The following is a 25,313-nucleotide window of genomic DNA, read 5'->3' on the forward strand; positions in this document are numbered from 1 at the left end:
CGGCCGGGCTCCGGGCCCGGCCCAGGACTGCTCCCCGCCGCTCACGCCACAGAGAGAGACCACCATGTCCTGGCTGTCCAGGTTCAGCCTCGCCCAACGGGCGCTGATCGGACTGATGTCGATCATCGCGCTCGTCTTCGGAGCGATCGCTATCCCGCAGCTCAAACAGCAGCTGTTGCCCACCATCGAATTACCCATGGTGTCCGTGATCGCCCCCTACCAGGGCGCGTCCCCCGATGTGGTCGAGAAGCAGGTCGTCGAGCCGCTCGAGAACAGCATCGACACGGTCGACGGCATCACCGGCATCACCTCCACGGCGAGCGAGGGCAACGCCGTGATCATGGCCCAGTTCGACTACGGAGACGGCTCCGAGCAGCTCGTCGCCGATGTCCAGCAGGCCGTGAACCGCGCGCGGGCCGAACTCCCCGACGACGTCGACCCGCAGGTCGTCGCAGGCTCCACCGACGACATCCCGACCGTCGTCCTCTCCGTCACCTCCGACAAGGACCAGCAGGCCCTCGCCGACCAGCTCGACCGCACCGTCGTGCCGTCCCTGAAGGACATCGACGGCGTCGGCCAGGTCACCGTCGACGGCGTGCGCGACCTCCAGGTCAACGTCACCCCCGACGACAAGAAGCTGACGAAGGCGGGCCTGACCCCGGCCGCGCTCGGCAAGGCGCTCCAGGCGGGCGGCGCCACGCTCCCCGCCGGCTCCTTCGACGAGGGCGGCAAGAACCGCACCGTCCAGGTCGGCGGCGGCTTCACCTCGCTCCGGCAGATCGAGGACCTGAGGGTCACGCCCGAGGCCGACTCCGGCAAGCGGCCGGGCAAACCGGTGCGCCTCGGCGATGTCGCCGAGGTCAAGCAGGAGCCGTCCACGGCGGCCTCCATCACGCGCACGAACGGCGAGCCCAGCCTCGCCGTCTCCGTCACCATGGACCAGGACGGCAGCGCCGTCGCCATCTCGGACGCGGTCAGGAACAAGCTGCCCGACCTGCGCGAGGACCTCGGTTCCGGCGCCGACCTCACGGTCGCGAGCGACCAGGGCCCGGCCGTCTCCAAGTCCATCGAGGGCCTCACCACCGAGGGCGCGCTCGGCCTGGTCTTCGCGGTCATCGTCATCCTGGTCTTCCTGGCGTCGCTCCGCTCGACCCTGGTCACGGCGGTCTCCATCCCGCTGTCGGTGGTCCTCGCCCTGATCGTCCTGTGGACCCGCGACCTGTCGCTCAACCTGCTCACACTGGGCGCGCTGACCATCGCCATCGGCCGGGTCGTCGACGACTCGATCGTGGTCCTGGAGAACATCAAGCGCCACCTCGACTACGGCGAGGAGCGCGAACAGGCGATCCTCAGGGCCGTGCGCGAGGTCGCCGGCGCGGTGACCTCCTCGACGCTCACCACGGTCGCCGTCTTCCTGCCGATCGGCCTGGTCGGCGGCATGGTGGGCGAGCTGTTCGGGGCGTTCTCGCTGACGATCGCGGCGGCGCTCCTCGCCTCGCTGCTCGTCTCGCTCACCGTCGTGCCGGTCCTCTCGTACTGGTTCCTGCGTCCCCCCAAGGCGATCCGCGGGGTCGACCCGGAGGAGGCCCGCCGCAAGGCCGAGGAGAAGGAGAGCCGCAGCAGGCTCCAGCGGACCTACGTCCCGGTGCTGCGCTTCGCGACCCGCCGCCGGTTCACCAGCGTCGGCATCGCGATCGTCATCCTGGTCGGCACGTTCGGCATGACGCCGCTGCTGAAGACCAACTTCTTCGACCAGGGCGAGCAGGAAGTCCTGAGCATCAAGCAGGAGTTGAAGCCCGGCACCAGCCTCGCCGCGTCCGACGCCGCGGCGAAGAAGGTCGAGAAGATGCTGTCCGGCATCGACGAGATCAAGGACTACCAGGTCACCATCGGCTCCTCCGGTTTCCTGGCCGCCTTCGGCGGCGGCACGGACACCAACCAGGCCTCGTACACCCTCACCCTCAAGGACAAGGCGTCGTACGAAGAGACGCAGGACCTGGTCGAGAAGGAGCTGGGCAAGCTCTCCGGCATCGGCAGGACCACCGTCGCCGCCGGTGACGGCTTCGGCAACCAGGATCTGAGCGTCGTGGTGAAGGCCGCCGACAGCGAGGTGCTGCGCAAGGCGTCCGACCAGGTGCGCGACGAGGTCGCGAAGCTCGACGACGTCACCGACGTGCAGAGCGACCTGGCGCAGAGCATCCCGAGGATCTCGGTCAAGGCCAATGCCAGAACGGCCGAGGCCGGGTTCGACGCGACGACCCTCGGCCAGGCCGTCACCCAGGCGGTACGCGGCACCACCAGCGGCAAGGCCGTCCTCGACGACACCGAACGCGACATCGTGATCAAGTCGGCGAAGCCGGCGAAGACGCTGGACGAGCTGAAGGAGCTGCCGCTCGGCCCCGGCGTGAAGCTCGGCGCCATCGCCGACGTCGAGCTGGCCGACAGCCCGGTCTCGATGACCCGCATCGACGGCGCGCGCGCCGCGACGATCACCGCGAGGCCGACCGGCGACAACACGGGCGCGGTCAGCGCGGACCTCACCAAGAAGCTGGACGCGCTGAAGCTCCCCGCAGGCGCCACGGCCTCGATCGGCGGTGTCTCCGAGGACCAGGACGAGGCGTTCGCGTCGCTGGGTCTGGCGATGCTGGCGGCGATCGCGATCGTCTTCATGCTGCTGGTCGCCACGTTCCGCTCGCTGATCCAGCCGCTGATCCTGCTGGTCTCCATCCCGTTCGCGGCGACGGGCGCGATCGGCCTGCTGATCGCCACGGACACCCCGATGGGCGTCCCCGCGATGATCGGCATGCTGATGCTCATCGGCATCGTCGTCACCAACGCGATCGTGCTGATCGACCTCATCAACCAGTACCGCAGGCAGGGTTACGGCACGGTCGAGGCGGTCATCGAGGGCGGCCGCCACCGACTGCGGCCGATCCTCATGACGGCCCTGGCGACGATCTTCGCGCTGCTCCCGATGGCCCTCGGCATCACGGGCCAGGGCGGCTTCATCGCCCAGCCGCTCGCGGTGGTGGTGATAGGCGGACTGATCACCTCGACGCTGCTCACCCTGCTGCTCGTACCGACGCTGTACGCGATGGTGGAGCTGCGCAAGGAGCGCAGGCGGGCCAAGCGCGAGGCGAAGCGGGCGAAGAAGGCGGGGATCCCGCCGCAGGGCACCGACGCGAGCGCCCCGGAACCGGCCACGCGGGCCTGACCGCAGGCCAGACCCGCACCACGTGAAAAGCCGTAAGGGGCGCCCGCCAATGGCGAGCGCCCCTTGCACATGCCCTATGAGGCTTCCTAGGAGGCTACGGAAGCGCCAGCATCCGCTCCAGCGCCAGCTTCGCGAACTGCTCGGTCTCGCGGTCCACCTCGATCTGGTTGACGAGGTTGCCCTCGGCCAGCGACTCCAGCGTCCAGACCAGGTGCGGCAGGTCGATGCGGTTCATGGTCGAGCAGAAGCAGACCGTCTTGTCGAGGAAGACGATCTGCTTGTCCTCGGCGGCGAAGCGGTTCGCCAGACGGCGTACGAGGTTCAGCTCCGTGCCGATGGCCCACTTCGAGCCGGCGGGCGCCGCCTCCAGGGTCTTGATGATGTGCTCCGTGGAGCCCACGTAGTCGGCGGCGGCCACGACCTCGTGCTTGCACTCCGGGTGCACCAGGACGTTCACACCCGGTATCCGCGCGCGCACGTCCTCGACCGACTCCAGCGAGAAGCGGCCGTGCACCGAGCAGTGCCCGCGCCACAGGATCATCTTCGCGTCGCGCAGCTGCTCGACGGTCAGGCCGCCGTTCGGCTTGTGCGGGTTGTAGACCACGCAGTCGTCGAGCGAGAAGCCCATGTCGCGCACGGCGGTGTTGCGGCCCAGGTGCTGGTCGGGCAGGAAGAGCACCTTCGTCGCGCCGGGACCGCCCTGCTCGAAGGCCCACTCCAGCGCGCGCTTGGCGTTCGACGACGTGCAGATCGTGCCGCCGTGCTTGCCGGTGAACGCCTTGATGTCGGCCGAGGAGTTCATGTACGAGACGGGGACGACCTGCTCGGCGATGCCCGCCTCGGTCAGCACGTCCCAGCACTCGGCGACCTGCTCGGCGGTGGCCATGTCGGCCATCGAGCAGCCGGCGGCCAGGTCGGGGAGCACGACCTTCTGGTCGTCGGTGGTCAGGATGTCGGCGGACTCGGCCATGAAGTGCACACCGCAGAACACGATGTACTCGGCGTCGGGCCGTGCGGCGGCGTCGCGCGCCAGCTTGAAGGAGTCACCGGTCACATCCGCGAACTGGATGACCTCGTCGCGCTGGTAGTGGTGGCCGAGCACGAAGACCTTGTCCCCAAGCTTCTCCTTGGCGGCCCGGGCGCGCTCCACCAGATCCGGGTCGGAGGGGGACGGCAGGTCACCGGGGCACTCCACGCCACGCTCGCTCGTGGGGTCGGCCTCGCGGCCGAGCAGCAGCAGGGCGAGCGGCGTGGGCTGAACCTCAAGGTCAACGAGGTCCACGGGGGACTGGGCGGTGGTCACGACACGCACCCTTTCTTTTCAGCAGACGAGTCTTTTCGTCTAATTGACGCTATCTATCATAACCGCTTCACGTCAGTTTGACGATGGCCATAGTGTCGATGTGACGAATTCGCGGACGCCCCGGCCCGGCGCCGCACGGAAAACCATGTGCGAGCATGAAGGGGTAAGACGTAAGCGCTCGGCCCGGAATGAATCCGCGGCCCCGCCGGTTGCAACCGTCGGCAAGCAGTCTCCGTACAACCCGGGAGAGAAGCAGATGTCCGTATCGGACGAGACCACCACCGTGAGCGACGGCATCCTCCTGTCGGACGCCGCCGCGGCCAAGGTGAAGGGCCTGCTGGAGCAGGAAGGCCGGGACGACCTGGCGCTGCGCGTGGCCGTCCAGCCCGGCGGCTGCTCGGGCCTGCGCTACCAGCTGTTCTTCGACGAGCGCACGCTCGACGGCGACGTCGTCAAGGACTTCGACGGCGTGAAGGTCGTCACCGACCGGATGAGCGCTCCCTACCTGGGCGGCGCCTCCATCGACTTCGTCGACACCATCGAGAAGCAGGGCTTCACGATCGACAACCCGAACGCCACCGGCTCCTGCGCCTGCGGCGACTCCTTCAGCTAAGCCTGTAGGCGCACGTAAGCCTGTAGGCACACGCGTACGACGGCGGCGGTTCCCCGAGAGTTCGGGGAGCCGCCGCCGTCGTGTTCGTACGCCCGGGCGCTACTTCCGCTTCACCGTCCCGCCGCCGGCGTCCACGACCTCGCGCTCACCCAGCGGCTTGTCCAGGCCGACCGTCTCCGAGAGCCTCTTGGCCACCATGACGCAGACCTTGTCCTTCTGCTTGGTCTCCGTGACGGTCACCGTCACGCGGTCGTCGTCCTCACGCGCGGACGCGGAGTACTCGCTGCACACGCCGCCCCAGAAGTGCACCGTCAGCTTCTTCCCGTCGGCGCTGTAGGACTCGATGGGCACCGAACCCTTGCCGCGGGGCTTCTCCGGCTTCTCGGTGGGCGTGGGCGTGCCCGGTGAGGTCAGATACTTGGGGGCGACCGCCGGGTGCGTCACCGTGAAGGTGTCCCGCGCCCCCTCCGGCCTCACCTCGAACAGCCAGGAGGGTACGAGGATCTGCTTGCCGCCCACGAAGTGCGTCGCGAGCCCGAACGTGGCGCCGCTGACGGCCACCGTCCGCGGCTTCGGAGCCTTGCCGGACGGCTCACAGGGCGCCTGCTTCGCGTCGCCGCCACCCTCCGCCTTCGTACCGCCGCCCTCCGTCCTCGTGCTGTCGTCGACGTGCGGCACCGGGGTCGCGCAGCCGCCGACGCCAACACTTCCGCTACCGGTCGAGTTCAGCCGGTCCAGGGCTTCCCGGGCGCTGATCACCGGATACTTGGCACCCTTGTCCGGCGCCTTCAACTGGCCGCTGCCGCCCACCACTTGGCCGTCCGAGCCGACCTGGATGCCGGTCGACCGGCCGTAGGTCGGCAGGCCGTCCACCTTCGGGTCGGCGTTCACCACCCGTACGGCGCCCATGAGCTGGCGGGCGTCCAGCTTCGCGTCGTCCTGGCCGAGCGCCTTGAGGAGCGGCGCCGCCGCCTCCTTGGCCGCCTTCTCGCCGACGGCGTCGTCCGCGTCGCCGTTCGGCGCGGTGGACGTGCTCGAACAGGGCTTGCCCTTGGGGCAGTTGTCCGTGCCGCCCACGCCGTGCCTGGCGTACGTCCAGGTGCCGGGCGCCTGCTTGGTCACCTGGAGCGAGGGGCCCGAACCGTCCTTGCCCTCGTCCACCCGCCAGGCGCCGTCCCGGGACGTCGGCGTCCCCGAGAGGCCGAGCGCCTTGGCCAGCGCGGCGACCTCGCCACGGGTGACCTCGCCGCGCGCGTGGTAGACGGAGGCCGACGCCGGGCCCTCGGGCAGCTTGCCGGTCGCCTTGTACGTGGCGCCGCTCGGGTCGGGCTCGCCCGGCGCGATACCACTCGTGCCGCCCGTGCCGTCCGTACCCTTGTCGGTGCCCTCGCCCTGCCGGTCGCCGCCCGGATAGCCGTCCAGCGCGAGCGGCGGCGGATCGCCGCCGTCTCCCGCCGGGGCCCCGTCGCTGCCCTGGCCGCCGCCACCGCCGGCCGCGGTCGCGGCGAAGTACGCGCCTCCGCCGCCGACCAACAGCACGGTGGCCGCGACCGAGGCGACGGCGAGGCGGGCACGCCGTCGCTGCGGCTCGGCCGCCTCATGAACGGATCGCTCGGTGCTCACCGCATCGCTCCTTCGACTGCACTGCTGTCCCTGGAAACCCACAGGCGGGCTTCGTCGTATCCCAGTTCCCCTTTACGGGGGACGGCGATGGGACGCAGCGGGGGAGCGCACGGTTCCCTCGACGCGCGCCCGCGCCCGCGGTCAGTCTCCCTCAGTCGCCGTACTCGGACATTCCGTCGATGAGCCGGGCGGAGGAGGAGGGCACGGTGACGCCGTGGATCAGGGACGGCGGCACGGGGGTGGCGGCGGCCTTGGCGGGCGCCGTCCAATGCGGAGCCATGCGGGCGCAGTCGCCGCGCAGGCTTGCCAGGGTCTCCGGGGAGTCCGGGCGCTCGGCGAGCAGACCGGCGGGGCGCTTCATGACGACATCCTTCGAGATAAGGGTCATAACGGCACCGTAAGCATGTGACCGGCGAGGAACAAAGCCCTACTATCGGGTAGTTTTGCCTCTTCAGTGTGGGTGTTCGACCCGGTAACGTGAACTGTCAACCCCTCGCCTCTCCTCCACAGGAGCACCCAGCCGTGCGTATCGCAGTCACCGGCTCCATCGCCACCGACCACCTGATGACCTTCCCCGGCCGCTTCGCCGACCAGCTGGTCGCCGATCAGCTGCACACGGTCTCCCTCTCCTTCCTGGTCGATGCCCTCGACGTCCGCAGGGGAGGTGTGGCCGCCAACATCACCTTCGGCATGGGGCAGCTCGGCACCCACCCGATCCTGGTCGGCGCCGCCGGCTCCGACTTCGACGAGTACCGCGCCTGGCTCGACCGACACGGCGTGGACACCGCGTCGGTGCGGATCTCCGAGACCCTGCACACCGCCCGCTTCGTCTGCACCACGGACGCCGACCACAACCAGATCGGCTCCTTCTACACGGGCGCGATGAGCGAGGCCCGCCTCATCGAGCTGAAGACGGTCGCGGACCGCGTGGGCGGGCTCGACCTCGTCCTGATCGGCGCCGACGACCCCGAGGCGATGCTCCGGCACACCGAGGAGTGCCGCACCCGCGAGATCCCCTTCGCCGCGGACTTCTCGCAGCAGATCGCCCGCATGGGGGGCGACGAGATCCGCACCCTCCTGGACGGCGCCACGTACCTCTTCTCGAACGAGTACGAGAAGGGCCTCATCGAGTCCAAGACCGGCTGGACCGACGCCGAGATCCTCTCCCGCGTCGGCCACCGCGTGACCACCCTCGGCGCGAACGGCGTGCGCATCGAGTCCGTCGGCCAGGACCCGATCGAGGTCGGCGTCCCGGAGGAGGAGGCGAAGGTCGAGCCGACCGGCGTCGGCGACGCGTTCCGCGCGGGCTTCCTGTCCGGCCTCGCCTGGGGCGTCTCCCACGAGCGCGCCGCGCAGGTGGGCTGCATGCTCGCCACCCTCGTCATCGAGACCGTCGGCACCCAGGAGTACGAACTCCAGCGCAGCAACTTCATGGACCGCTTCACCAAGGCGTACGGCCACGAGGCCGCCAACGAGGTCCGCACGCACCTCGTCTAGGGGTTACGAGTTCCGGCGGACCACATAGGCCGAGCCGTGGTCCGCCGGCCGCTCACCCACGTACTCCTGACCGCGCATCTCGCACCACGCCGGGATGTCGAGGCGTGCCGCCTCGTCGTCCGCGAGGACGGTCACCGTCCCGCCGACCGGGACGTCCCCGATGACCTTCGCCAGCTCGATGACGGGGATCGGGCACCGCTTGCCGACCGCGTCGACGACGAGCGACTCCCCGTCCGCGCGCGCCGTGGCCGCGACCGGGGCGCCCAGCTTCTCCCGTACCTCGGCGACCGCGCCGGGCAGCACGTCGAGGAACCGCTCCACCTCGGCGGCCTCCGTGCCGACCGGCAGCGAGACCCGGACGTTCCCCTCACTCAGCACGCCCATCGCCTTGAGGACATGGCTCGGCGTCAGCGTCGAACTGGTGCACGACGACCCCGACGACACGGAGAAACCCGCCCGGTCCAGCTCGTGCAGCAATGTCTCCCCGTCGACATAGAGACAGGAGAAGGTGACGAGGTGCGGAAGCCGCCGCACCGGATCGCCCACCACCTCCACGTCCGGCACACACCCCGGCACCCGCGCCCTGATCCGCTCGGTCAGCTCCCGCAGCCGTGCCCCTTCCCGCGCGGCCTCGGCCCGCACCGCCCGCAGCGAGGCCGCCGCCGCGACGATCGCCGGAATGTTCTCGAACCCGGCGCCACGCCCGGACTCCCGCTCGTCGACGGGCCCTTGCGGCGCGAAGCGGACCCCCTTGCGTACGGCGAGCAGCCCGACGCCCGCCGGGCCACCCCATTTATGGGCACTCCCGGTGAGCAGCGACCAGTCCCCGTCGACCGGCCCCCACGGCAGCGACTGCGCCGCGTCCACGAGGAGCGGCACCCCCGCTGCACGGCAGGCGGCCGCCACCTCGGCCACCGGCTGCTCGGTGCCCACCTCGTGGTTGGCGGACTGGAGACAGGCGAGCGCGGTGTCCTCCCGGAGCGCCGCGGCGTACGCCTCCGGGTCGACCGCCCCGCCCCGGTCCACCGGCACCTCGGTCACGGTCCCGCCCCCGGCCTCGTGGGCCGCGGCCGAATGGAGCACTGACGAGTGTTCGACCGCTGACACGATCAGGTGGCGTCCGGCGCGGCGGCGCCCGGCCAGCGCGCCCGCGATCCCCGCGTGCACGGCGCGGGTGCCGGACGGGGTGAAGACCAGCTCGTCGGCCCGGCACCCCACGGCATCGGCGGCGGCCTCCCGCGCCGCGTCGAGCAGCAACCGGGCCCGCCGCCCCTCCCGATAGAGCCGCGCGGGATCGGCCCACCCCTCATCGAGCGAGGCCACCAGGGCCTGCCGGGCAACGGGATGAAGGGGAGCGGAGGAGGCGGTATCGAAGTAGGACACAGGTCAACGCTAAGCGCCCTGAAGGGGCGCGGGGAACTGCGCCACCAGCCCCCACCGGACCCGCACCCGCGGACCGACAGATTCCACCACCCCCGTAGGCGCCCCGACCCCCCGTCAGAAAGCGGCAAGGGGCGCCCACCCCACCCTTCGGAGTGACCCGCGGCGCGTTAGGCACCCTCCCCGCGCGACCCCAAAATGCGTCCAGTAGGGTTTGGTCCGCATAAACATCCAAACCCCTGCCCGACGCAGGGCGGCGACCGACCAGCGTGGAGGCCGCAGCCGACCGCGCGGGCGAGACTCTCGGGAAGGCGCTACGTGAGTCCCAACGGCTCCGACCGCTCGTCGCGGCGCCCGATGCGGCGGAAGCTGCCGCAGGTGCTGACTGCGGGCCTGATCCTGGCGACCGCCACCGGTTGCACATACAAGGATTTCCCCCGCCTTGGAATGCCCACCCCGGTAACGGAAGAGGCTCCGCGGATTCTCTCCCTCTGGCAGGGCTCGTGGGCGGCAGCGCTCGCCACGGGCGTGCTGGTCTGGGGTCTGATCCTGTGGAGCGTCATCTTCCACCGGCGCAGCCGCACCAAGGTGGAAGTACCTCTTCAGACCCGGTACAACATGCCCATCGAGGCGCTGTACACGGTAGTCCCCCTCATCATCGTCTCGGTGCTCTTCTACTTCACGGCACGTGACGAGTCCAAGCTCCTGAAGCTCGAGGACAAGCCGGCCCACACCATCAACGTGGTCGGCTACCAGTGGAGCTGGGGCTTCAACTACGTCGAGAACGTCCGGGGCGCCGGCAAGGAGAACGCCAGGACCTCCAAGGACCTGGAGGCCATCCCGGAGAGGTTCCGCGAGGACTTCCCGGCCAAGGCCAACGGCGTCTACGAGGTCGGCACGCCCGGCGACCGGAACCCCCAGAACGGCAACCCCGGTCCGACCCTCTGGCTCCCCAAGGGCGAGAAGGTCCGCTTCGTACTGACTTCGCGTGACGTCATCCACTCCTTCTGGGTGGTGCCGTTCCTCATGAAGCAGGACGTCATCCCGGGCCACACCAACGCCTTCGAGGTGACTCCGAACAAGGAGGGCACCTTCATGGGCAAGTGCGCCGAGCTGTGCGGCGTCGACCACTCCCGGATGCTCTTCAACGTCAAGGTCGTCTCCCCCGAGCGCTACAAGCAGCACCTCGAGGACCTGGCGAAGAAGAACCAGACCGGTTACATCCCGGCCGGCATCGAGCAGACGCCCCACGAGAAGAACCGGGAGACGAACAACCTGTGAGCATCCTCAACGAACCCCAGGGTGCCGCGGCAGCAGAAGACTCGTACGAGAACGAGCTGCCGGTCAGGCGCAAGCAGCCGGGAAACGTCGTCATCAAGTGGCTGACCACCACTGACCACAAGACGATCGGCACGCTCTATCTGGTCACGTCGTTCGCGTTCTTCTGCATCGGCGGAGTGATGGCGCTCTTCATGCGCGCCGAACTCGCCCGCCCGGGTACGCAGATCATGTCGAACGAGCAGTTCAACCAGGCGTTCACGATGCACGGCACGATCATGCTGCTGATGTTCGCGACGCCGCTGTTCGCCGGTTTCGCGAACTGGATCATGCCGCTCCAGATCGGCGCGCCCGACGTCGCCTTCCCGCGGCTGAACATGTTCGCCTACTGGCTCTACCTGTTCGGCTCGCTCATCGCGGTCGGCGGTTTCCTCACGCCGAACGGCGCGGCCGACTTCGGCTGGTTCGCCTACAGCCCGCTCTCGGACGCCGTCCGCTCCCCGGGCATCGGCGCCGACATGTGGATCATGGGTCTGGCCTTCTCCGGCTTCGGCACGATCCTCGGCTCGGTCAACTTCATCACCACGATCATCTGCATGCGCGCGCCCGGCATGACCATGTTCCGCATGCCGATCTTCGTGTGGAACGTGCTGCTGACCGCGGTGCTGGTGCTGCTCGCCTTCCCGGTTCTGGCCGCCGCGCTGTTCGCCCTGGAGGCGGACCGTAAATTCGGTGCCCATATCTTCGACGCGGCCAATGGCGGCGCATTGCTCTGGCAACACCTCTTCTGGTTCTTCGGCCATCCAGAGGTGTACATCATCGCGCTGCCATTCTTCGGAATCATTTCCGAGGTCATCCCGGTCTTCTCCCGCAAGCCGATGTTCGGCTACATGGGCCTGATCGGCGCGACGATCGCCATCGCGGGTCTCTCCGTGACGGTGTGGGCGCACCACATGTACGTCACGGGCGGCGTCCTCCTGCCGTTCTTCTCGTTCATGACATTCCTCATCGCGGTGCCAACCGGTGTGAAGTTCTTCAACTGGATCGGCACGATGTGGAAGGGGTCCTTGAGTTTCGAGACCCCGATGCTGTGGGCCGTCGGCTTCCTGATCACCTTCACCTTCGGTGGTCTGACGGGCGTCATCCTGGCCTCGCCGCCGATGGACTTCCACGTCTCGGACTCGTACTTCGTGGTCGCGCACTTCCACTACGTCGTCTTCGGCACCGTGGTCTTCGCGATGTTCTCCGGCTTCCACTTCTGGTGGCCGAAGTTCACCGGCAAGATGCTGGACGAGCGCCTCGGCAAGATCACGTTCTGGACGCTCTTCGTGGGCTTCCACGGCACGTTCCTGGTGCAGCACTGGCTGGGCGCCGAGGGCATGCCGCGCCGGTACGCGGATTACCTGCACGCCGACGGCTTCACCGCGCTGAACACGATCTCGACGATCTGCTCGTTCCTGCTCGGCCTGTCGATCCTGCCGTTCTTCTACAACATCTGGAAGACGGCCAAGTACGGCAAGAAGATCGAGGTCGACGACCCGTGGGGCTACGGCCGTTCGCTGGAGTGGGCGACGTCCTGCCCGCCGCCGCGGCACAACTTCCTCACCCTGCCGCGCATCCGCAGTGAATCGCCGGCCTTCGACCTGCACCACCCGGACATCGCCGCGCTCGGCCAGCTCGAGAACGCCGGGCAGAAGGACACCAAGATGTTCGGTGGCGACAAGGAGGCCGCGAAGTGAAGATCCAGGGCAAGATGTTCATCTGGCTGAGCGTCTTCGTCCTCGCCATGGCGATCGTCTATGGCGTGTGGTCGAAGGAGCCCGCCGGCACCACGGCGCTCTTCCTGGCCTTCGGCCTGTGCATCATGATCGGCTACTACCTGGCCTTCACGGCCCGGCGGGTCGACGCCTCCGCACAGGACAACAAGGAGGCCGACGTCGCGGACGAGGCCGGCGAGGTGGGCTTCTTCAGCCCGCACAGCTGGCAGCCGCTCTCGCTCGCCGTCGGTGGCGCGCTCGCCTTCATGAGCATCGCCATCGGCTGGTGGCTGCTGTACTTCTCGGCCCCCCTTCTGCTCATCGGCCTGTGGGGCTGGGTCTTCGAGTACTACCGCGGCGAGAACCAGACCCAGTGAGTCTGTAGTTCCGACACCGCGCCGAGAGGCCCGGGCGCTCCTGACGGAGTGTCCGGGCCTCTCGGCGTGTCGCGCTCGGCCCCCGGACGGGTCACTCACCGCGCCGGACGGAATGAACCTCCATACCGTGTGTTCATGAGCCACTCACCGCGAATGCGCACGGTACTGAGCTGCACGACGCTGGTGGCCGCCCTCGGTGCGGGCGCCACGGCGTGCGGCAGCCCCGACGGCCACCCGCTCTCGGCGAAGCCGTACGACGCGGCCGGCCAGATCGCCTTCAACAGCCCTGCGGGCAGCAAGAAGGCGGACCCGGACAAGCCCCTGGAAGTGACCGCCCAGGGCAAGGACGGACGTATCACCGACGTCACGGCCACCGACGCGCTGGGGCGGTACGTGGCGGGCGAGCTGTCCGCCGACGGCGCCCGCTGGCACAGCACCGCGCCACTGGCGGCCGGCGCCCAGTACACGGTGCGGGTGAGCACCGAGGACGAGGATGGCTCGCCCGGCCGCAAGGTGCTGACCTTCGACACCGAAGTCCCCGCCGAGAAGAAGCGACTACAGGTCACCTTCGGCCCCGAGGCGGGCAAGTACGGCGTCGGACAGCCCGTCACGGCCACGCTCAGTACCCCGGTGAAGGACAAGGCGGCCAGGGCCACCGTCGAACGCGCCCTGAAGGTGAGATCGGTGCCCGCGGCCGAGGGTGCCTGGCACTGGGTGGACAGCGAGACGCTGCACTACCGCCCCAAGGAGTACTGGCCCGCCCACGCCACCATCAACGTCTCCAGCAACCTCGAAGGCATCAAGGTGGGGGACCGGCTGTGGGGCACCGAGACCAAGCCGCTGAAGCTCACCACCGGGGACCGGATCGAGGCCGTGACGGACGCCTCGTCCCACTGGATGACGGTCTACCGCAACGGCGAGCAGATCAACTCGATCCCGGTGACCACGGGCAAACCCGGCTACTCCACCCGCAACGGCGTCAAGGTCGTGCTCGGCAAGGAGTACTCCGTACGCATGACCAGCGCCAGCATCGGCGCCTCGGACTTCTACGACAAGCAGGTCTACTACGCGACGCGGGTCACCGACTCCGGTGAGTACGTGCACGCCGCGCCCTGGTCGACCGGCTCCCAGGGCAACGCCAACACCAGCCACGGCTGCACCGGCATGAGCACGGGGAACGCCGCCTGGTTCTACGAGACCGTGCGCCAGGGCGACCTCGTGAAGGTCGTCAACAGCTACGGCGAGGACATGCCGACGTTCGGCAACGGCCTCGGCGACTGGAACATGAGCTGGCAGAACTGGCGCAAGGGCAGCGCGCTGCTCTCCGGCACCAAGGAAGGCCCCTCGGCGGTCGACGCGGCCCGACTGCGCCCGCAGGTCTAGCGGCGGCGCAGGAGACAGCACAGAGGGCCCCACGCCGAGGCGCGAGACCCTTCGCCGAGCGAGCGGGGCCGAGCGGGGGCCTGTCAGGCCTCCACGGCCCGCCTGCTGCGCAGCAGAGCGGCCAGCGCGTCCGCGAACTCCACCGGCTCGACCGGAAGGGTCACCGCCGCTTCCGCGCGGCTCCAGGTGGCCAGCCAGGCGTCCTGAGGGCGCCCGATGAGCAGCAGCACGGGCGGCGCCTGGAAGATCTCGTCCTTGATCTGCCGGCACACCCCCATACCGCCCGCGGGCTTCGCCTCGCCGTCGAGCACACAGACGTCGACGCCGCCCTGGTCCAGGTGCTTGAGCACGGCGGGCAGCGTGGCGCACTCGATGAACTCGACCTCGGGAACGTCCGTCGCCGGCCTGCGCCCGGTGGCCAACCGGACTTGCTCGCGGGTGCTCGCGTTGTCGCTGTAGACCAGCACCGTGGCGGTCGGCTGCATTGTTCCTCCAGATCATCGAGCTGGGCTGAGCTGAGCTGTGCCGTCATGGGATCGGGAACCGATGCGCGGATGCTACTCCTCCCGACACCCCGTCAACAGCGCTTCGGACAGGCCTCCGATGGGCCATACGGGCAGGACACACCCCGCAGACACTCCGAACGGCACCCCCCGGGGTGAGGGCGGGATAAGCGACCGACATAATGTCGGTCGTGGCGACAGCAACGACAGTAGATACCGGGCACGCGCACCCGCCGGTCAATCGACCGAACCTCACCAGCGTCGGAACCATCATCTGGCTGAGTTCCGAGCTGATGTTCTTCGCGGCCCTCTTCGCGATGTACTTCACCCTGCGATCGGTGACAGGTCCTGATCACTGGAAGGAAATGGCCTCGGCCCTTAACTTCCCGTTCTCGGCGACGAACACCACCATCCTGGTGCTCTCCTCCCTCACGTGTCAGCTCGGCGTCTTCGCCGCTGAGCGTGGCGACGTGAAGAAGCTCCGGATGTGGTTCATCGTCACCTTCATCATGGGTGCGATCTTCATCGGCGGTCAGGTGTACGAGTACACCGAGCTGGTCAAGAAGGACGGGCTCTCGCTCTCCTCCGACCCGTACGGCTCGGTCTTCTACCTGACCACCGGCTTCCACGGACTGCATGTGACAGGCGGCCTGATCGCCTTCCTGCTGGTCCTCGGCCGCACCTACGCGGCCAGGAAGTTCACCCATGAACAGGCGACCGCAGCCATCGTCGTGTCCTACTACTGGCACTTCGTCGATGTGGTCTGGATCGGCCTCTTCGCCACGATCTACATGATCAAGTAATCGGCGGGGGTCGCTCACGCGACGTACCGACACATTCCAGAAGCATCGACGCAGAAGATCCTGACACCGGGGTAATCCGTGAAAAAGCTCTCCGCACGACGACGCCATCCGCTGGCGGCGGTCGTCGTCCTACTCCTCGCGCTGGCGGCCACCGGGGGGCTGTACGCCGCGTTCGCGCCGGCGGACAAGGCGCAAGCCGACGAAACCGCCCAGTCCCTCGCCATCGACGAGGGCAAGAAGCTCTACGCCGTGGGCTGCTCCAGCTGCCACGGAACCGGCGGTCAGGGCTCCTCCGACGGTCCGAGCCTGGTGGGCGTGGGCGCCGCGGCGGTCGACTTCCAGGTCGGCACCGGGCGCATGCCGCTCCAGCAGCAGGGCGCCCAGGCGCCCAAGAAGAAGGTCATCTACAACCAGGCCCAGATCGACCAGCTGGCGGCGTACATCTCGTCGCTGGGTGCCGGTCCCTCGGTCCCCACCGAGAAGCAGTACAGCCCGGACGGGGCGGACATCGCCAAGGGTGGCGAGCTGTTCCGCACCAACTGCGCCCAGTGCCACAACTTCACCGGTGAAGGTGGCGCGCTGACGCACGGCAAGTTCGCGCCGTCGCTCGAAGGTGTCTCTCCGAAGCACATCTACGAGGCCATGCAGACCGGCCCGCAGAACATGCCGTCCTTCCCCGACACCACGATGCCGGAGAAGGAGAAGAAGGAGATCATCGCGTACCTCGACGCGGTCAACGGCGAGAAGACCCAGAGCCCTGGGGGTCTCAAGCTGGGTGGACTGGGCCCGGTCAGTGAAGGCCTCTTCGGCTGGATCTTCGGTCTCGGCTCGCTGATCGCGGTCGCCGTGTGGGTCGCCGCTCGGACCGCAAAGGCCAAGAAGTCATGAGTAGCCAAGAGATTCCAGAAGAGAACCTGCCCAGCAAGCAGGTGACCGAGCCCGAGCACGGTTCGGTCGCGGTCGCGGACGAGAACCCGTTCGCCGACCCGGGCCTTCCGCCCCACCAGCACCGCATCCAGGACATCGACGAGCGGGCCGCGAAGCGCTCCGAGCGTGCGATCGCGTTCATGTTCACGCTGTCCATGCTCGCCACGGTCGGCTTCATCGCCTCGTTCGTCACCATCCCGGCGGACAAGAGCATCTTCGTCTGGCCGATCGGGCACATCAGCGGCCTGAACTTCGCCCTGGGGCTCACCCTCGGCCTGGCGCTCTTCTGCATCGGCGCGGGCGCGGTCCACTGGGCCCGCACCCTGATGTCCGACGTGGAGGTCGCCGACGAGCGTCACCCGATCGAGGCCGAGCCCGAGGTCAGGGCCAAGGTCATGGCCGACTTCAAGGCCGGTGCCGAGGAGTCGCAGTTCGGCCGGCGCAAGCTGATCCGCAACACGATGTTCGGCGCGCTCGCGCTGGTTCCGCTCTCCGGCGTCGTCCTCCTGCGCGACCTCGGTCCGCTGCCCGAGGACAAGCTCCGGCACACCAAGTGGGCCAAGGGCAAGAAGCTCGTCAACATGAACACGCACGAGCCGCTGCGCCCCTCGGACGTGCAGGTCGGTTCGCTGACGTTCGCCATGCCCGAGGGCATGTCGGAGCACGACCACGACTTCCAGACCCAGATCGCCAAGGCCGCCCTGATGATCGTCCGGATCCAGCCGGAGAACATCAAGGACAAGCGCGAGCTGGAGTGGTCGCACGAGGGCGTCGTCGCGTACTCCAAGATCTGCACCCACGTGGGCTGCCCGATCTCCCTGTACGAGCAGCAGACGCACCACGTCCTCTGCCCGTGCCACCAGTCCACCTTCGACCTCTCCGACGGCGCCCGAGTGATCTTCGGCCCCGCTGGTCACGCCCTGCCGCAGCTGCGGATCGGCGTGAACGAGGAGGGCTATCTTCAGGCGCTCGGCGACTTCGAAGAGCCCGTCGGTCCTGCCTTCTTCGAGAGGGGCTGACCTGATGAGCAGCGACAACAAGAAGAAGGCACCCGCCGGCGAGCGGGTGGCCGACTGGGCCGACGGCCGCCTTGGGATCTACTCCCTGGCCAAGGCCAACATGCGCAAGATCTTCCCGGACCACTGGTCCTTCATGCTCGGTGAGATCTGCATGTACAGCTTCATCATCATCATCCTCACGGGTGTGTACCTGACGCTGTTCTTCCACCCGTCGATGAACGAGGTGGAGTACCACGGCAGCTACGTCCCGCTCCAGGGACAGCTGATGTCCGAGGCGTTCAACTCGACCATGCACATCTCCTTCGATGTGCGCGGTGGTCTGCTGATCCGGCAGATCCACCACTGGGCGGCGCTGATCTTCCTCGCCGGCATGTTCGTGCACATGATGCGCGTGTTCTTCACGGGCGCCTTCCGCAAGCCGCGTGAGGTCAACTGGCTGTTCGGCTTCCTGCTGTTCGTCCTCGGCATGTTCACCGGCTTCACCGGTTACTCGCTCCCGGACGACCTGCTCTCCGGCACCGGTGTCCGCTTCATGCAGGGCGCGATCCTGTCCGTCCCGGTCGTCGGCACGTACCTGTCGATGTTCCTGTTCGGCGGCGAGTTCCCCGGCGGCGACTTCGTGGCCCGGTTCTACTCGGTCCACATCCTGCTGCTGCCCGGCATCATGCTCGGCCTGATGGTGGCGCACCTGATCCTGGTCTTCTACCACAAGCACACGCAGTTCGCGGGCCCCGGCAAGAGCAACAAGAACGTCGTCGGCATGCCGCTGCTGCCCGTGTACATGGCCAAGGCCGGAGGCTTCTTCTTCCTGGTCTTCGGTGTCATCGCGGCCATCGCGGCGATCGCCTCGATCAACCCGATCTGGGCCATCGGCCCGTACCGCCCGGACCAGGTGTCGACCGGCGCCCAGCCCGACTGGTACATGGGCTTCGCCGAGGGCCTGATCCGTGTCATGCCGGGCTGGGAGATCAACCTCTGGGGTCACACGCTCGTCCTGGGCGTCTTCATCCCGCTGGTCATCTTCCCGCTGGTCCTCGCGGCGATCGCGGTCTACCCGTTCATCGAGTCCTGGGTCACCGGGGACAAGCGCGAGCACCACATCCTGGACCGCCCGCGCAACGCCCCGACCCGTACGGCCTTCGGTGTCGCCTGGATCACCGCGTACATGGTCATGCTCGTCGGTGGCGGCAACGACCTGTGGGCCACGCACTTCCACCTGTCGCTGAACGCGATCACCTGGTTCGTCCGGATCTTCTTCTTCGTCGGACCGGTCATCGCCTTCATCGCCACCAAGCGGATCTGCCTGGGTCTCCAGCGCCGCGACAAGGACAAGGTGCTGCACGGCCGCGAGTCGGGCATCATCAAGCGCCTGCCGCACGGTGAGTTCATCGAGGTCCACGAGCCGCTCGACCAGGGGCAGCTGCACACGCTCACCGCGCACGAGCAGTACGCGCCGGTCGAGATCGGCCCGACGGTCGACGAGAACGGTGTCGAGCGCAAGGTGTCCGGTACGCAGAAGCTCCGGGCCAAGCTCTCCAAGGGCTACTACGGGGAGGACAACCAGATCCCCAAGCCCACCGCCGAGGAGTACAAGGAGATCACCAGCGGCCACGGCCACCACTGATCACCTGAAGCTCTGACCAGGTCGCCACGGCGAGAGCCCCGTCCAGTTCATGGACGGGGCTCTTTGCCGTCCCGGCGGCTGGATAGGGTGGACCCACCCGACGTGTCGGGTTCCTCTCTTCCCTGTCCGACGGACGAACACCAGGAGCGGCCATGAGCGCTGTGACCCCCGCAGGAGGCACTACCGCGGCGGGCCGTTCCTGGCCCGACGTGCTGAACGGCCTGCTCGACGGGCGCGACCAGAGCGCCGACGACACGGCCTGGGCCATGGACCGCATCATGCGCGGCGAGGCCACCGACGCGCAGATCGCCGGGTTCGCGGTCGCGCTGCGGGCCAAGGGGGAGACCGTCGAGGAGATCTCCGGTCTCGTACGCGCGATGTACGCGCACGCCCGGGTCATCGACGTGCCGGGGCCCAGCGTCGACATCGTCGGCACGGGCGGCGACGGCGCGAAGACCGTCAACATCTCGACCATGTCCGCGATCGTCGTCGCGGGCGCGGGCGCGAAGGTCGTCAAGCACGGCAACCGCGCCGCCTCCAGCGCGTCCGGCGCCTCCGACGTACTGGAGAAGCTCGGCGTCAACCTGGACCTCTCGCCCCAGCGGGTCGTCGAGGTGGCCGAGGAAGCGGGCATCACGTTCTGCTTCGCGGTGAAGTTCCATCCGGCGCTGCGCCATGTGGCCCCCGCCCGCAGGGAGCTGGGGATCCGCACGACCTTCAACTTCCTCGGTCCGCTCACCAACCCCGCCAAGGTGCGGGCCCAGGCCACCGGGGTCGCCGACGCGCGCGTCGCGCCGATCGTCGCCGGGGTGCTCGCCGAGCGCGGCTCGTCGGCGCTGGTCTTCCGCGGTGACGACGGACTCGACGAGCTGACGACGACGGCCACCTCACGGGTGTGGGTCGTACGGGACGGGGCGGTGCGCGAGGAGGCCTTCGACCCCCGCGACGTCGGCATCGACCTGGTGCCCGTCGAGGCGCTGCGCGGCGCGGACGCCTCGTACAACGCGGAGGTCGCCCGGCGGCTGCTCGACGGCGAGAGGGGGCCGGTGCGGGACGCCGTGCTGCTGAACTCGGCGGCGGCGCTGGTCGCCCTCGAACCGACCGACGCCCCACTGGCGGAGCAGATCCGCGCCGGCATGGAGAAGGCGGCCGCGGGGATCGACTCCGGGGCCGCGAAGAAGGCCCTGGAACGGTGGGTGGCGGCCAGCAACCGCTGACCCTCCCGCCCGCTTCCCGCTCACCCGTGTGACGCAAGGCGCAGTCCGGATTCTGGACTGCGCCTTGCGCGTCGAAGATCGTGTGGCAGGATGCTGGACAGGTCATGAGTGACAGCGACTACGGCCCCGGCCCGCTGTCCGGCAACCCTCCGTCCGTGGCGGGGTGCCCCGGGTGAAGACCAGGTCGTACGCAGCAAGGCGTATGGCAAGCGCGGACCCCTGGACATCGGTGGATGTCACAGCCCTGGGGGTCCTGGTCCTCAAGGGAGCAGTCTCGTGAGCAAGCGAATGTGACAGGGCTCTTCAGCCCCGCCTCCGCACACCCTTCTCCATTTTTCTCCCGCGCCGTCGACGCAGCTCCGACGCAGCTCCGACGCAGCTCTGAAGCAGCTCCGGCGCGGTGAATTCGCCTGCCTCTCACGGGAGTTCGCCATGTCTGTTTCCGTCGTCGCCGCCGCCGATTCGTCCGTCTGCGCCCCGCTGGCCGTCCTCGGCCGGGACGTCACCGTGCCGCTGGTCACCGGCGGCGAGGTGACGTACGCCGCGCTCGACTACGCGGCGAGCGCGCCGGCGCTCCAGCGGGTGTGGGACGACGTGGCCGCGTACGCGCCGTACTACGGCAGCGTGCACCGCGGCGCCGGGTACCTCTCGCAGCTGTCGACCGACCTCTTCGAGAACTCCCGTACCGCCGTCGCCGAGTTCCTCGACTGCCGCGAGGACGACCAGGTCGTCTTCACCCGCTCCACCACCGATTCGCTGAACCTGCTGGCATCCGCCCTGCCCGCCGACTGCCAGGTCTTCGTCTTCGAGACCGAGCACCACGCCTCGCTGCTGCCGTGGCGGGGCGCCCGCGTCACCTACCTCGACGCGCCGCGCACCCCCGGCGAGGCCGTCCAGACCCTGGAGCGCGCCCTGGCCGACCGCGACCCCCACGGGCCCGCCCTCGTGTGCGTCACCGGCGCCTCCAACGTCACCGGTGAGTTGTGGCCGGTGCGCGAGCTGGCCGCCGCCGCGCACGCCCACGGCGCCCGGATCGTGCTCGACGCCGCGCAGCTCGCCCCCCACCACCCCGTCTCCGTAAGGGAGTTGGACGTCGACTGGGTCGCGTTCTCCGGGCACAAGCTGTACGCGCCCTTCGGCTCGGGCGTCCTCGCGGGCCGCTTTGACTGGTTGCGCGCGGCCGAGCCCTACCTCGCGGGCGGCGGCGCCTCGCGGAAGGTGACGCGACGCCCCAGGGAAGCGGGCGGCGGCGTGGACGTGGAGTGGCACGACAGCGCGGCCCGGCACGAGGCCGGTTCGCCGAACGTCATCGGCGTCTACTCCATCGCCTCGGCCTGCAAGGCGCTCACCGAGGCGGGCTTCGACGAGCTGGTGGCCCGCGAGCAGTACCTGATCCGCACGGTGCGCGAGGGGCTCGCCGAGGTGCCCGCCGTCCGGGTGCTCTCGCTGTTCGGCGACGACGCGCCGCGCGTGGGCGTCATCTCCTTCGTCGTGGACGGCTGGAACAGCTCGCACTTCGCGGCGGCGCTCTCCGCCGAGTACGGCATCGGCGTACGCGACGGCCTGTTCTGCGCCCACCCGCTCGTGCGCACCCTGCTCGGCAGCGAGTCCGGCGAGCCCGGCGAGTGCGGCGCCCCCGAGGCCGCGCCCGGCGAGAAGTCGCTCAACGCGATCCGCGTGAGCTTCGGCGCGGGCACCCCCGACGAGCACGTCGAGCGTTTCGTACGCGCCGTCAAGGAGCTGGTGGCGGACGGCGCGCGCTGGAACTACCGCACCGAGGACGGGCGTTGCGTACCGGACACCGACGCCGCCGTCTGAGCCCGGGCGGCTCGTAGCCGCTCGCGGACCCTCGGAGAGTCCGCGCGGCTACGAGTCGAGGCCGATCGCGAACGCGGCCTCCAGGTCGTGCTGCGAGTACGTGCGGAACGCGACGTGCGTGTCGGTCGCCTCCACGCCGGGGATCTTGCTGATCTTCCCGGGGATGACGTCCGCGAGGTCGTCGTGGCGCGGCACGCGGACCATCGCGATCAGGTCGTAGGTGCCGGTCACGGAGAAGACCTCGCTGACCGAGTCGAGCGCGGCGATCGACTCGGCGATCTCCGGAATCCGGTCCACGCTGGTCTTGATGAGCACGATCGCGGTGATCACGGCTGGCTGTCTCCCTCGGTGGCCGGTACTGCTGTGGCCTTCACTCTAGTCCTCCGTACGGACCATCCCCAGGCGTAGAGGAACCCGAGCGAGAAGCCCACCAGGTGCGCCAGATACGCCACCCCGGTCCCCTTGCCGCCCTGCCCCGCCGCGAGCCACTGGAGCGTCACCCAGAACGGCAGCACCACCCAGGCGGGAAAGCGCAGCGGCAGGAAGAAGAGGAACGGGAAGAGGCTGGTGACGCGTGCCTTCGGGAAGAGATAGAGGAAGGCGCCGAGGACGGCGGAGATCGCCCCCGAGGCCCCGACGAGCGTCTGACCGGACCCCGCGTGCGCCGCGGCGTAGGCGAGGAGGGCGAGATACCCGCAGCTGACGTAGAAGAGCGCGTACGGGAGGTGCCCCATCCGTTCCTCGACCATCGCCCCGAAGACGTACAGGAACAGCATGTTCCCCAGCAGATGCACCCAGCTGCCGTGCACGAACAGCGCGGTGAACGGGCCGAGCGCGGCGCGCGGGGCGCCGCTGAACAGCTCGGTGGGCACCACGCCCCAGCGCTCGAAGTAGGCCTGTTGCGCGGCGAGCAGCCGGTCACCGGTGCCGTAGGCGGGATTGAACCCGGAGACCGGCGAGATCACGAAGACCAGACAGCAGACGGCGATCAGTCCGTACGTCACCGGGGCGGACCGGCCCCTGAGCAGCCGGGCCGCCTTCGGACCCCATGCTTTGATCATGGACAGAGCATGACGTAACGGACGGTACTCGTACAGACCGCCATGCCGCGACGGACGCCGCCGCATGGCGCCCCTTACAGGCCTTAGGGTTACGGGCAATGCGCATCACGGAAGACCGCGTACGTACCACGGCCACCGACGAAAGCGAACAGCCACGATGACGGTTCCCCTGCCGACGGACACCACCCGGTGGCGCTGCACTCTCTGCGGCAATCTCACGCGTTTCGACGTGACCCGGACATCGAAGGTCGTCGAGTATGTGCATCTTGACCTGGCCGGTGAGTCGAACATCGAAGAACGCGAGGTGGTCAGTGAGACCATCGAGTCGGTGCGCTGCCGCTGGTGCAACGCGGTGGATCAGGTGGAACTCGTCGACAGGCCGGGCGCCGACTCCTGAGGGAGCGGGCCCGCACAGCTAGTGGGGTGACGGATGGTGGAGAGCGCAGGCGGGGAGCCGGACGACGGCACCGCTGAGGTGCTCGACCGCCCGCTGCCCGACGGGGTGCGCCGAAGGGTCGTACAGATCGTCTCGGACGGCTTCGGTGGGCTGACCCTGGCCGAATTGCCCGCCCAGCTGCGGCAGTACGCCCGCTTCACGCCGACCCGGCGCGCGAAGTTCGCGGGCAACGCCATGGCGGCGGCGCTGGAGGGCGACACCCTCTTCCGCCAGCGCATCGGCGAACGCCTCAGGGAGGCGCAGCCCGAGCTGGCCGGTGCCCTGGCCGCCGGTTCCCCGCCCCCGGCCGCCGACCCGCTGGACGTGGCCGCCGCGGCCTATGTGCTGCGTCCCCCCGGTTGGGTGAAGCTCGTCACCGCCGCCGGTGAGGAGGCTCAGCGCGCCGACGCCGAGCGTGCCGACGAGGAGACCAGGGCCGAGCTGGACCGGCTGCGCGCGGAGCTGGCCGCCGCCCGCGGCCAGACCAAGGCGGAGACCGAGCGGCTGCGCGCGGAGCTGGAATCGGCGCGCAGGGAAGCCGAATCGATGCACCGCAAGCTGCGCGGTGCGCTCAGTGACGTCAAGCGCGGGGAGGCGGCGCTGCGCAAGGCCACCGCCGAGACCGAGGCGGTCCGCGCCGAGGGGCAGGCCCAGCTCTCCGCCGCGGAGAGCGAGGCGCGCCGGCTCAAGGCGCGGCTCGGCGAGACCGAGGCCGCTCTGGAGGCCAGCCGCAGGGCGGCGCGCGAGGGACGCAGCGTCGAGGACATGCGGCTGCGGCTGCTGCTCGACACGGTCCTGGAGTCGGCCCAGGGGCTGCGGCGCGAACTGGCCCTGCCGCCCGTGTCCGTACGGCCCGCGGAGACCGTCGACGCGGTCGAGCCCGGCCGGATGTCGCCCAAGGACATCGCCGCCCGCGCGCTCTCCGAGAACGACCCGGCGATCCTGGACCAGTTGCTGGCCCTGCCGCAGGCCCATCTCGTCGTCGACGGCTACAACGTCACCAAGACCGGCTATCCGACCATGCCGCTGGAGAAGCAGCGGCTGCGGCTGCTCGGCTCGCTCTCGCAGCTCGCCCTCCAGTCGGGGGCCGAGGTCACCTGCGTCTTCGACGGGGCGGAGCTGGCCGCTCCGGTGCTGCTCGCGCCACCGCGCGGGGTGCGGGTGCTCTTCTCCAAACCGGGTGTGACCGCCGATGAGCTGATCCGTCAGCTGGTGCGCGCGGAGCCGCCGGGCAGGCCCGTGGTCGTCGTGTCGACCGACCGCGAGGTGGCCGACGGGATCGCCAAGGCGGGGGCGCGGCCGGTGGCTTCGGCGGTGCTTCTGAAGCGGCTTTCGCGGAGCTGACCCGGCGCGGCTTTCGCGGGGCTAAGGAGTGTCAAGTAACTCCTGGGCCCTATGCCCGAATTGGGCGTCACCGCGTGCGACATAGCGTCAGAAGATCATTACTGGCTGTGTGTTATCGGTAAAGAATGCGCTTCGC

General features: G+C 69.1%; 22 protein-coding genes and 1 riboswitch. Of the genes, 15 read left to right on the plus strand and 7 right to left on the minus strand.

The window, feature by feature from the left end; all coding sequences use genetic code 11:
- Nucleotides 1-64 precede the first annotated feature (64 nt).
- Nucleotides 65-3,214 (plus strand): efflux RND transporter permease subunit, encoded by a 3,150-nt coding sequence (locus IG54_RS0121925; RefSeq protein ID WP_030786956.1) that lies wholly within the window; start codon nt 65-67, stop codon nt 3,212-3,214.
- Between the two features lie 94 nt (nt 3,215-3,308).
- On the opposite strand, the gene nadA is transcribed toward IG54_RS0121925, so the two are convergent.
- Nucleotides 3,309-4,526, minus strand: coding sequence for a quinolinate synthase NadA (nadA, locus tag IG54_RS0121930; RefSeq protein ID WP_420712271.1), 1,218 nt, complete (start codon nt 4,524-4,526; stop codon nt 3,309-3,311).
- A gap of 247 nt (nt 4,527-4,773) precedes the next feature.
- Here nadA and IG54_RS0121935 point away from each other — a divergent pair, with 247 nt between their 5' ends.
- Nucleotides 4,774-5,130: a HesB/IscA family protein gene (locus IG54_RS0121935; RefSeq protein ID WP_030786960.1), complete on the plus strand. Its 357-nt coding sequence runs from the start codon at nt 4,774-4,776 to the stop codon at nt 5,128-5,130.
- Nucleotides 5,131-5,229: 99 nt separating this feature from the next.
- Here IG54_RS0121935 and IG54_RS0121940 read toward each other — a convergent pair whose 3' ends face one another.
- Both IG54_RS0121940 and IG54_RS0121945 read right to left on the minus strand, forming a co-directional pair.
- Entirely contained in the window at nt 5,230-6,753 is a 1,524-nt protein-coding gene (locus IG54_RS0121940) for a hypothetical protein (RefSeq protein WP_030786963.1), read from the minus strand.
- A 151-nt stretch (nt 6,754-6,904) separates the two neighbouring features.
- Complete coding sequence (locus tag IG54_RS0121945) at nt 6,905-7,114, minus strand: hypothetical protein (RefSeq protein WP_051819791.1); 210 nt, start codon at nt 7,112-7,114, stop codon at nt 6,905-6,907.
- 161 nt (nt 7,115-7,275) lie between these two features.
- Between IG54_RS0121945 and IG54_RS0121950 the strand changes: the two genes are divergently transcribed.
- Nucleotides 7,276-8,250: a carbohydrate kinase family protein gene (locus IG54_RS0121950; RefSeq protein WP_030786978.1), complete on the plus strand. Its 975-nt coding sequence runs from the start codon at nt 7,276-7,278 to the stop codon at nt 8,248-8,250.
- A 3-nt stretch (nt 8,251-8,253) separates the two neighbouring features.
- Here IG54_RS0121950 and IG54_RS0121955 read toward each other — a convergent pair whose 3' ends face one another.
- Nucleotides 8,254-9,633, minus strand: a complete 1,380-nt coding sequence (locus tag IG54_RS0121955) for a cysteine desulfurase/sulfurtransferase TusA family protein (RefSeq protein ID WP_030786981.1) — start codon at nt 9,631-9,633, stop codon at nt 8,254-8,256.
- A gap of 315 nt (nt 9,634-9,948) precedes the next feature.
- Here IG54_RS0121955 and coxB point away from each other — a divergent pair, with 315 nt between their 5' ends.
- From coxB to IG54_RS0121975, 4 genes are all read left to right on the plus strand, one after another.
- Nucleotides 9,949-10,911 (plus strand): cytochrome c oxidase subunit II, encoded by a 963-nt coding sequence (gene coxB, locus IG54_RS0121960; protein ID WP_030786989.1) that lies wholly within the window; start codon nt 9,949-9,951, stop codon nt 10,909-10,911.
- The gene (gene ctaD / locus IG54_RS0121965) at nt 10,908-12,647 is read left to right on the plus strand and encodes a cytochrome c oxidase subunit I (protein ID WP_030786992.1); all 1,740 of its coding nucleotides are present in this window, start codon (nt 10,908-10,910) and stop codon (nt 12,645-12,647) included. The genes coxB and ctaD overlap by 4 nt, the downstream gene beginning before the upstream one ends.
- Nucleotides 12,644-13,042, plus strand: coding sequence for a cytochrome c oxidase subunit 4 (locus IG54_RS0121970; RefSeq protein WP_030786995.1), 399 nt, complete (start codon nt 12,644-12,646; stop codon nt 13,040-13,042). Before ctaD ends, IG54_RS0121970 begins: the two co-directional genes overlap by 4 nt.
- Before the next feature lie 135 nt (nt 13,043-13,177).
- Nucleotides 13,178-14,425: a L,D-transpeptidase gene (locus IG54_RS0121975; protein ID WP_030786997.1), complete on the plus strand. Its 1,248-nt coding sequence runs from the start codon at nt 13,178-13,180 to the stop codon at nt 14,423-14,425.
- 83 nt (nt 14,426-14,508) lie between these two features.
- Here the strand turns inward: IG54_RS0121975 and IG54_RS0121980 are convergent, their stop codons facing one another.
- Nucleotides 14,509-14,910 (minus strand): hypothetical protein, encoded by a 402-nt coding sequence (locus IG54_RS0121980; protein ID WP_030787000.1) that lies wholly within the window; start codon nt 14,908-14,910, stop codon nt 14,509-14,511.
- Between the two features lie 200 nt (nt 14,911-15,110).
- Here IG54_RS0121980 and IG54_RS0121985 point away from each other — a divergent pair, with 200 nt between their 5' ends.
- The 6 genes from IG54_RS0121985 to IG54_RS0122010 all read left to right on the plus strand — a co-directional run bounded on the left by IG54_RS0121985 (nt 15,111) and on the right by IG54_RS0122010 (nt 22,336).
- Entirely contained in the window at nt 15,111-15,731 is a 621-nt protein-coding gene (locus IG54_RS0121985) for a cytochrome c oxidase subunit 3 (RefSeq protein WP_030787003.1), read from the plus strand.
- A gap of 78 nt (nt 15,732-15,809) precedes the next feature.
- The gene (locus IG54_RS0121990) at nt 15,810-16,619 is read left to right on the plus strand and encodes a c-type cytochrome (RefSeq protein WP_030787007.1); all 810 of its coding nucleotides are present in this window, start codon (nt 15,810-15,812) and stop codon (nt 16,617-16,619) included.
- Complete coding sequence (locus IG54_RS0121995; RefSeq protein ID WP_030787010.1) at nt 16,616-17,677, plus strand: ubiquinol-cytochrome c reductase iron-sulfur subunit; 1,062 nt, start codon at nt 16,616-16,618, stop codon at nt 17,675-17,677. Before IG54_RS0121990 ends, IG54_RS0121995 begins: the two co-directional genes overlap by 4 nt.
- A 4-nt stretch (nt 17,678-17,681) precedes the next feature.
- Nucleotides 17,682-19,301: a cytochrome b gene (locus IG54_RS0122000; RefSeq protein WP_030787013.1), complete on the plus strand. Its 1,620-nt coding sequence runs from the start codon at nt 17,682-17,684 to the stop codon at nt 19,299-19,301.
- A gap of 152 nt (nt 19,302-19,453) precedes the next feature.
- Nucleotides 19,454-20,518 carry an anthranilate phosphoribosyltransferase gene (trpD, locus tag IG54_RS0122005; RefSeq protein WP_030787016.1) on the plus strand — a complete coding sequence of 355 codons (1,065 nt, stop codon included), beginning with the start codon at nt 19,454-19,456 and terminating at the stop codon, nt 20,516-20,518.
- A 100-nt stretch (nt 20,519-20,618) separates the two neighbouring features.
- Nucleotides 20,619-20,736, plus strand: a riboswitch (SAM riboswitch).
- Nucleotides 20,737-20,950: 214 nt separating this feature from the next.
- Nucleotides 20,951-22,336: an aminotransferase class V-fold PLP-dependent enzyme gene (locus IG54_RS0122010; RefSeq protein WP_030787019.1), complete on the plus strand. Its 1,386-nt coding sequence runs from the start codon at nt 20,951-20,953 to the stop codon at nt 22,334-22,336.
- A 48-nt stretch (nt 22,337-22,384) separates the two neighbouring features.
- Here the strand turns inward: IG54_RS0122010 and IG54_RS0122015 are convergent, their stop codons facing one another.
- The gene (locus IG54_RS0122015; protein WP_030787022.1) at nt 22,385-22,666 is read right to left on the minus strand and encodes an Lrp/AsnC family transcriptional regulator; all 282 of its coding nucleotides are present in this window, start codon (nt 22,664-22,666) and stop codon (nt 22,385-22,387) included.
- Complete coding sequence (locus IG54_RS0122020; protein WP_030787025.1) at nt 22,663-23,397, minus strand: rhomboid family intramembrane serine protease; 735 nt, start codon at nt 23,395-23,397, stop codon at nt 22,663-22,665. Before IG54_RS0122020 ends, IG54_RS0122015 begins: the two co-directional genes overlap by 4 nt.
- Before the next feature lie 157 nt (nt 23,398-23,554).
- Here IG54_RS0122020 and IG54_RS0122025 point away from each other — a divergent pair, with 157 nt between their 5' ends.
- Both IG54_RS0122025 and IG54_RS0122030 read left to right on the plus strand, forming a co-directional pair.
- Complete coding sequence (locus IG54_RS0122025) at nt 23,555-23,794, plus strand: hypothetical protein (protein WP_030787028.1); 240 nt, start codon at nt 23,555-23,557, stop codon at nt 23,792-23,794.
- 33 nt (nt 23,795-23,827) lie between these two features.
- A complete protein-coding gene (locus IG54_RS0122030) occupies nt 23,828-25,177 on the plus strand; it encodes an NYN domain-containing protein (RefSeq protein ID WP_030787032.1) in 1,350 nt (449 codons plus the stop codon).
- Nucleotides 25,178-25,313 lie beyond the last annotated feature (136 nt).

It is taken from the genome of Streptomyces sp. NRRL S-920 (assembly GCF_000717945.1).
GTDB lineage: Bacteria > Actinomycetota > Actinomycetes > Streptomycetales > Streptomycetaceae > Streptomyces > Streptomyces alboniger.

What these genes read in the sequence shown, in the direction of transcription:
- IG54_RS0121925 (WP_030786956.1), top strand. Translation starts at nt 65, where the DNA reads ATGTCCTGGCTGTCCAGGTTCAGCCTCGCCCAACGGGCGCTGATCGGA.
- IG54_RS0121935 (WP_030786960.1), top strand. Translation starts at nt 4,774, where the DNA reads ATGTCCGTATCGGACGAGACCACCACCGTGAGCGACGGCATCCTCCTG.
- IG54_RS0121945 (WP_051819791.1), bottom strand. Translation starts at nt 7,114, where the DNA reads ATGAAGCGCCCCGCCGGTCTGCTCGCCGAGCGCCCGGACTCCCCGGAG.
- IG54_RS0121975 (WP_030786997.1), top strand. Translation starts at nt 13,178, where the DNA reads ATGAGCCACTCACCGCGAATGCGCACGGTACTGAGCTGCACGACGCTG.
- IG54_RS0121980 (WP_030787000.1), bottom strand. Translation starts at nt 14,910, where the DNA reads ATGCAGCCGACCGCCACGGTGCTGGTCTACAGCGACAACGCGAGCACC.
- IG54_RS0121985 (WP_030787003.1), top strand. Translation starts at nt 15,111, where the DNA reads ATGTCGGTCGTGGCGACAGCAACGACAGTAGATACCGGGCACGCGCAC.
- IG54_RS0121995 (WP_030787010.1), top strand. Translation starts at nt 16,616, where the DNA reads ATGAGTAGCCAAGAGATTCCAGAAGAGAACCTGCCCAGCAAGCAGGTG.
- IG54_RS0122000 (WP_030787013.1), top strand. Translation starts at nt 17,682, where the DNA reads ATGAGCAGCGACAACAAGAAGAAGGCACCCGCCGGCGAGCGGGTGGCC.
- trpD (WP_030787016.1), top strand. Translation starts at nt 19,454, where the DNA reads ATGAGCGCTGTGACCCCCGCAGGAGGCACTACCGCGGCGGGCCGTTCC.
- IG54_RS0122010 (WP_030787019.1), top strand. Translation starts at nt 20,951, where the DNA reads ATGTCTGTTTCCGTCGTCGCCGCCGCCGATTCGTCCGTCTGCGCCCCG.
- IG54_RS0122020 (WP_030787025.1), bottom strand. Translation starts at nt 23,397, where the DNA reads ATGATCAAAGCATGGGGTCCGAAGGCGGCCCGGCTGCTCAGGGGCCGG.
- IG54_RS0122025 (WP_030787028.1), top strand. Translation starts at nt 23,555, where the DNA reads ATGACGGTTCCCCTGCCGACGGACACCACCCGGTGGCGCTGCACTCTC.
- IG54_RS0122030 (WP_030787032.1), top strand. Translation starts at nt 23,828, where the DNA reads ATGGTGGAGAGCGCAGGCGGGGAGCCGGACGACGGCACCGCTGAGGTG.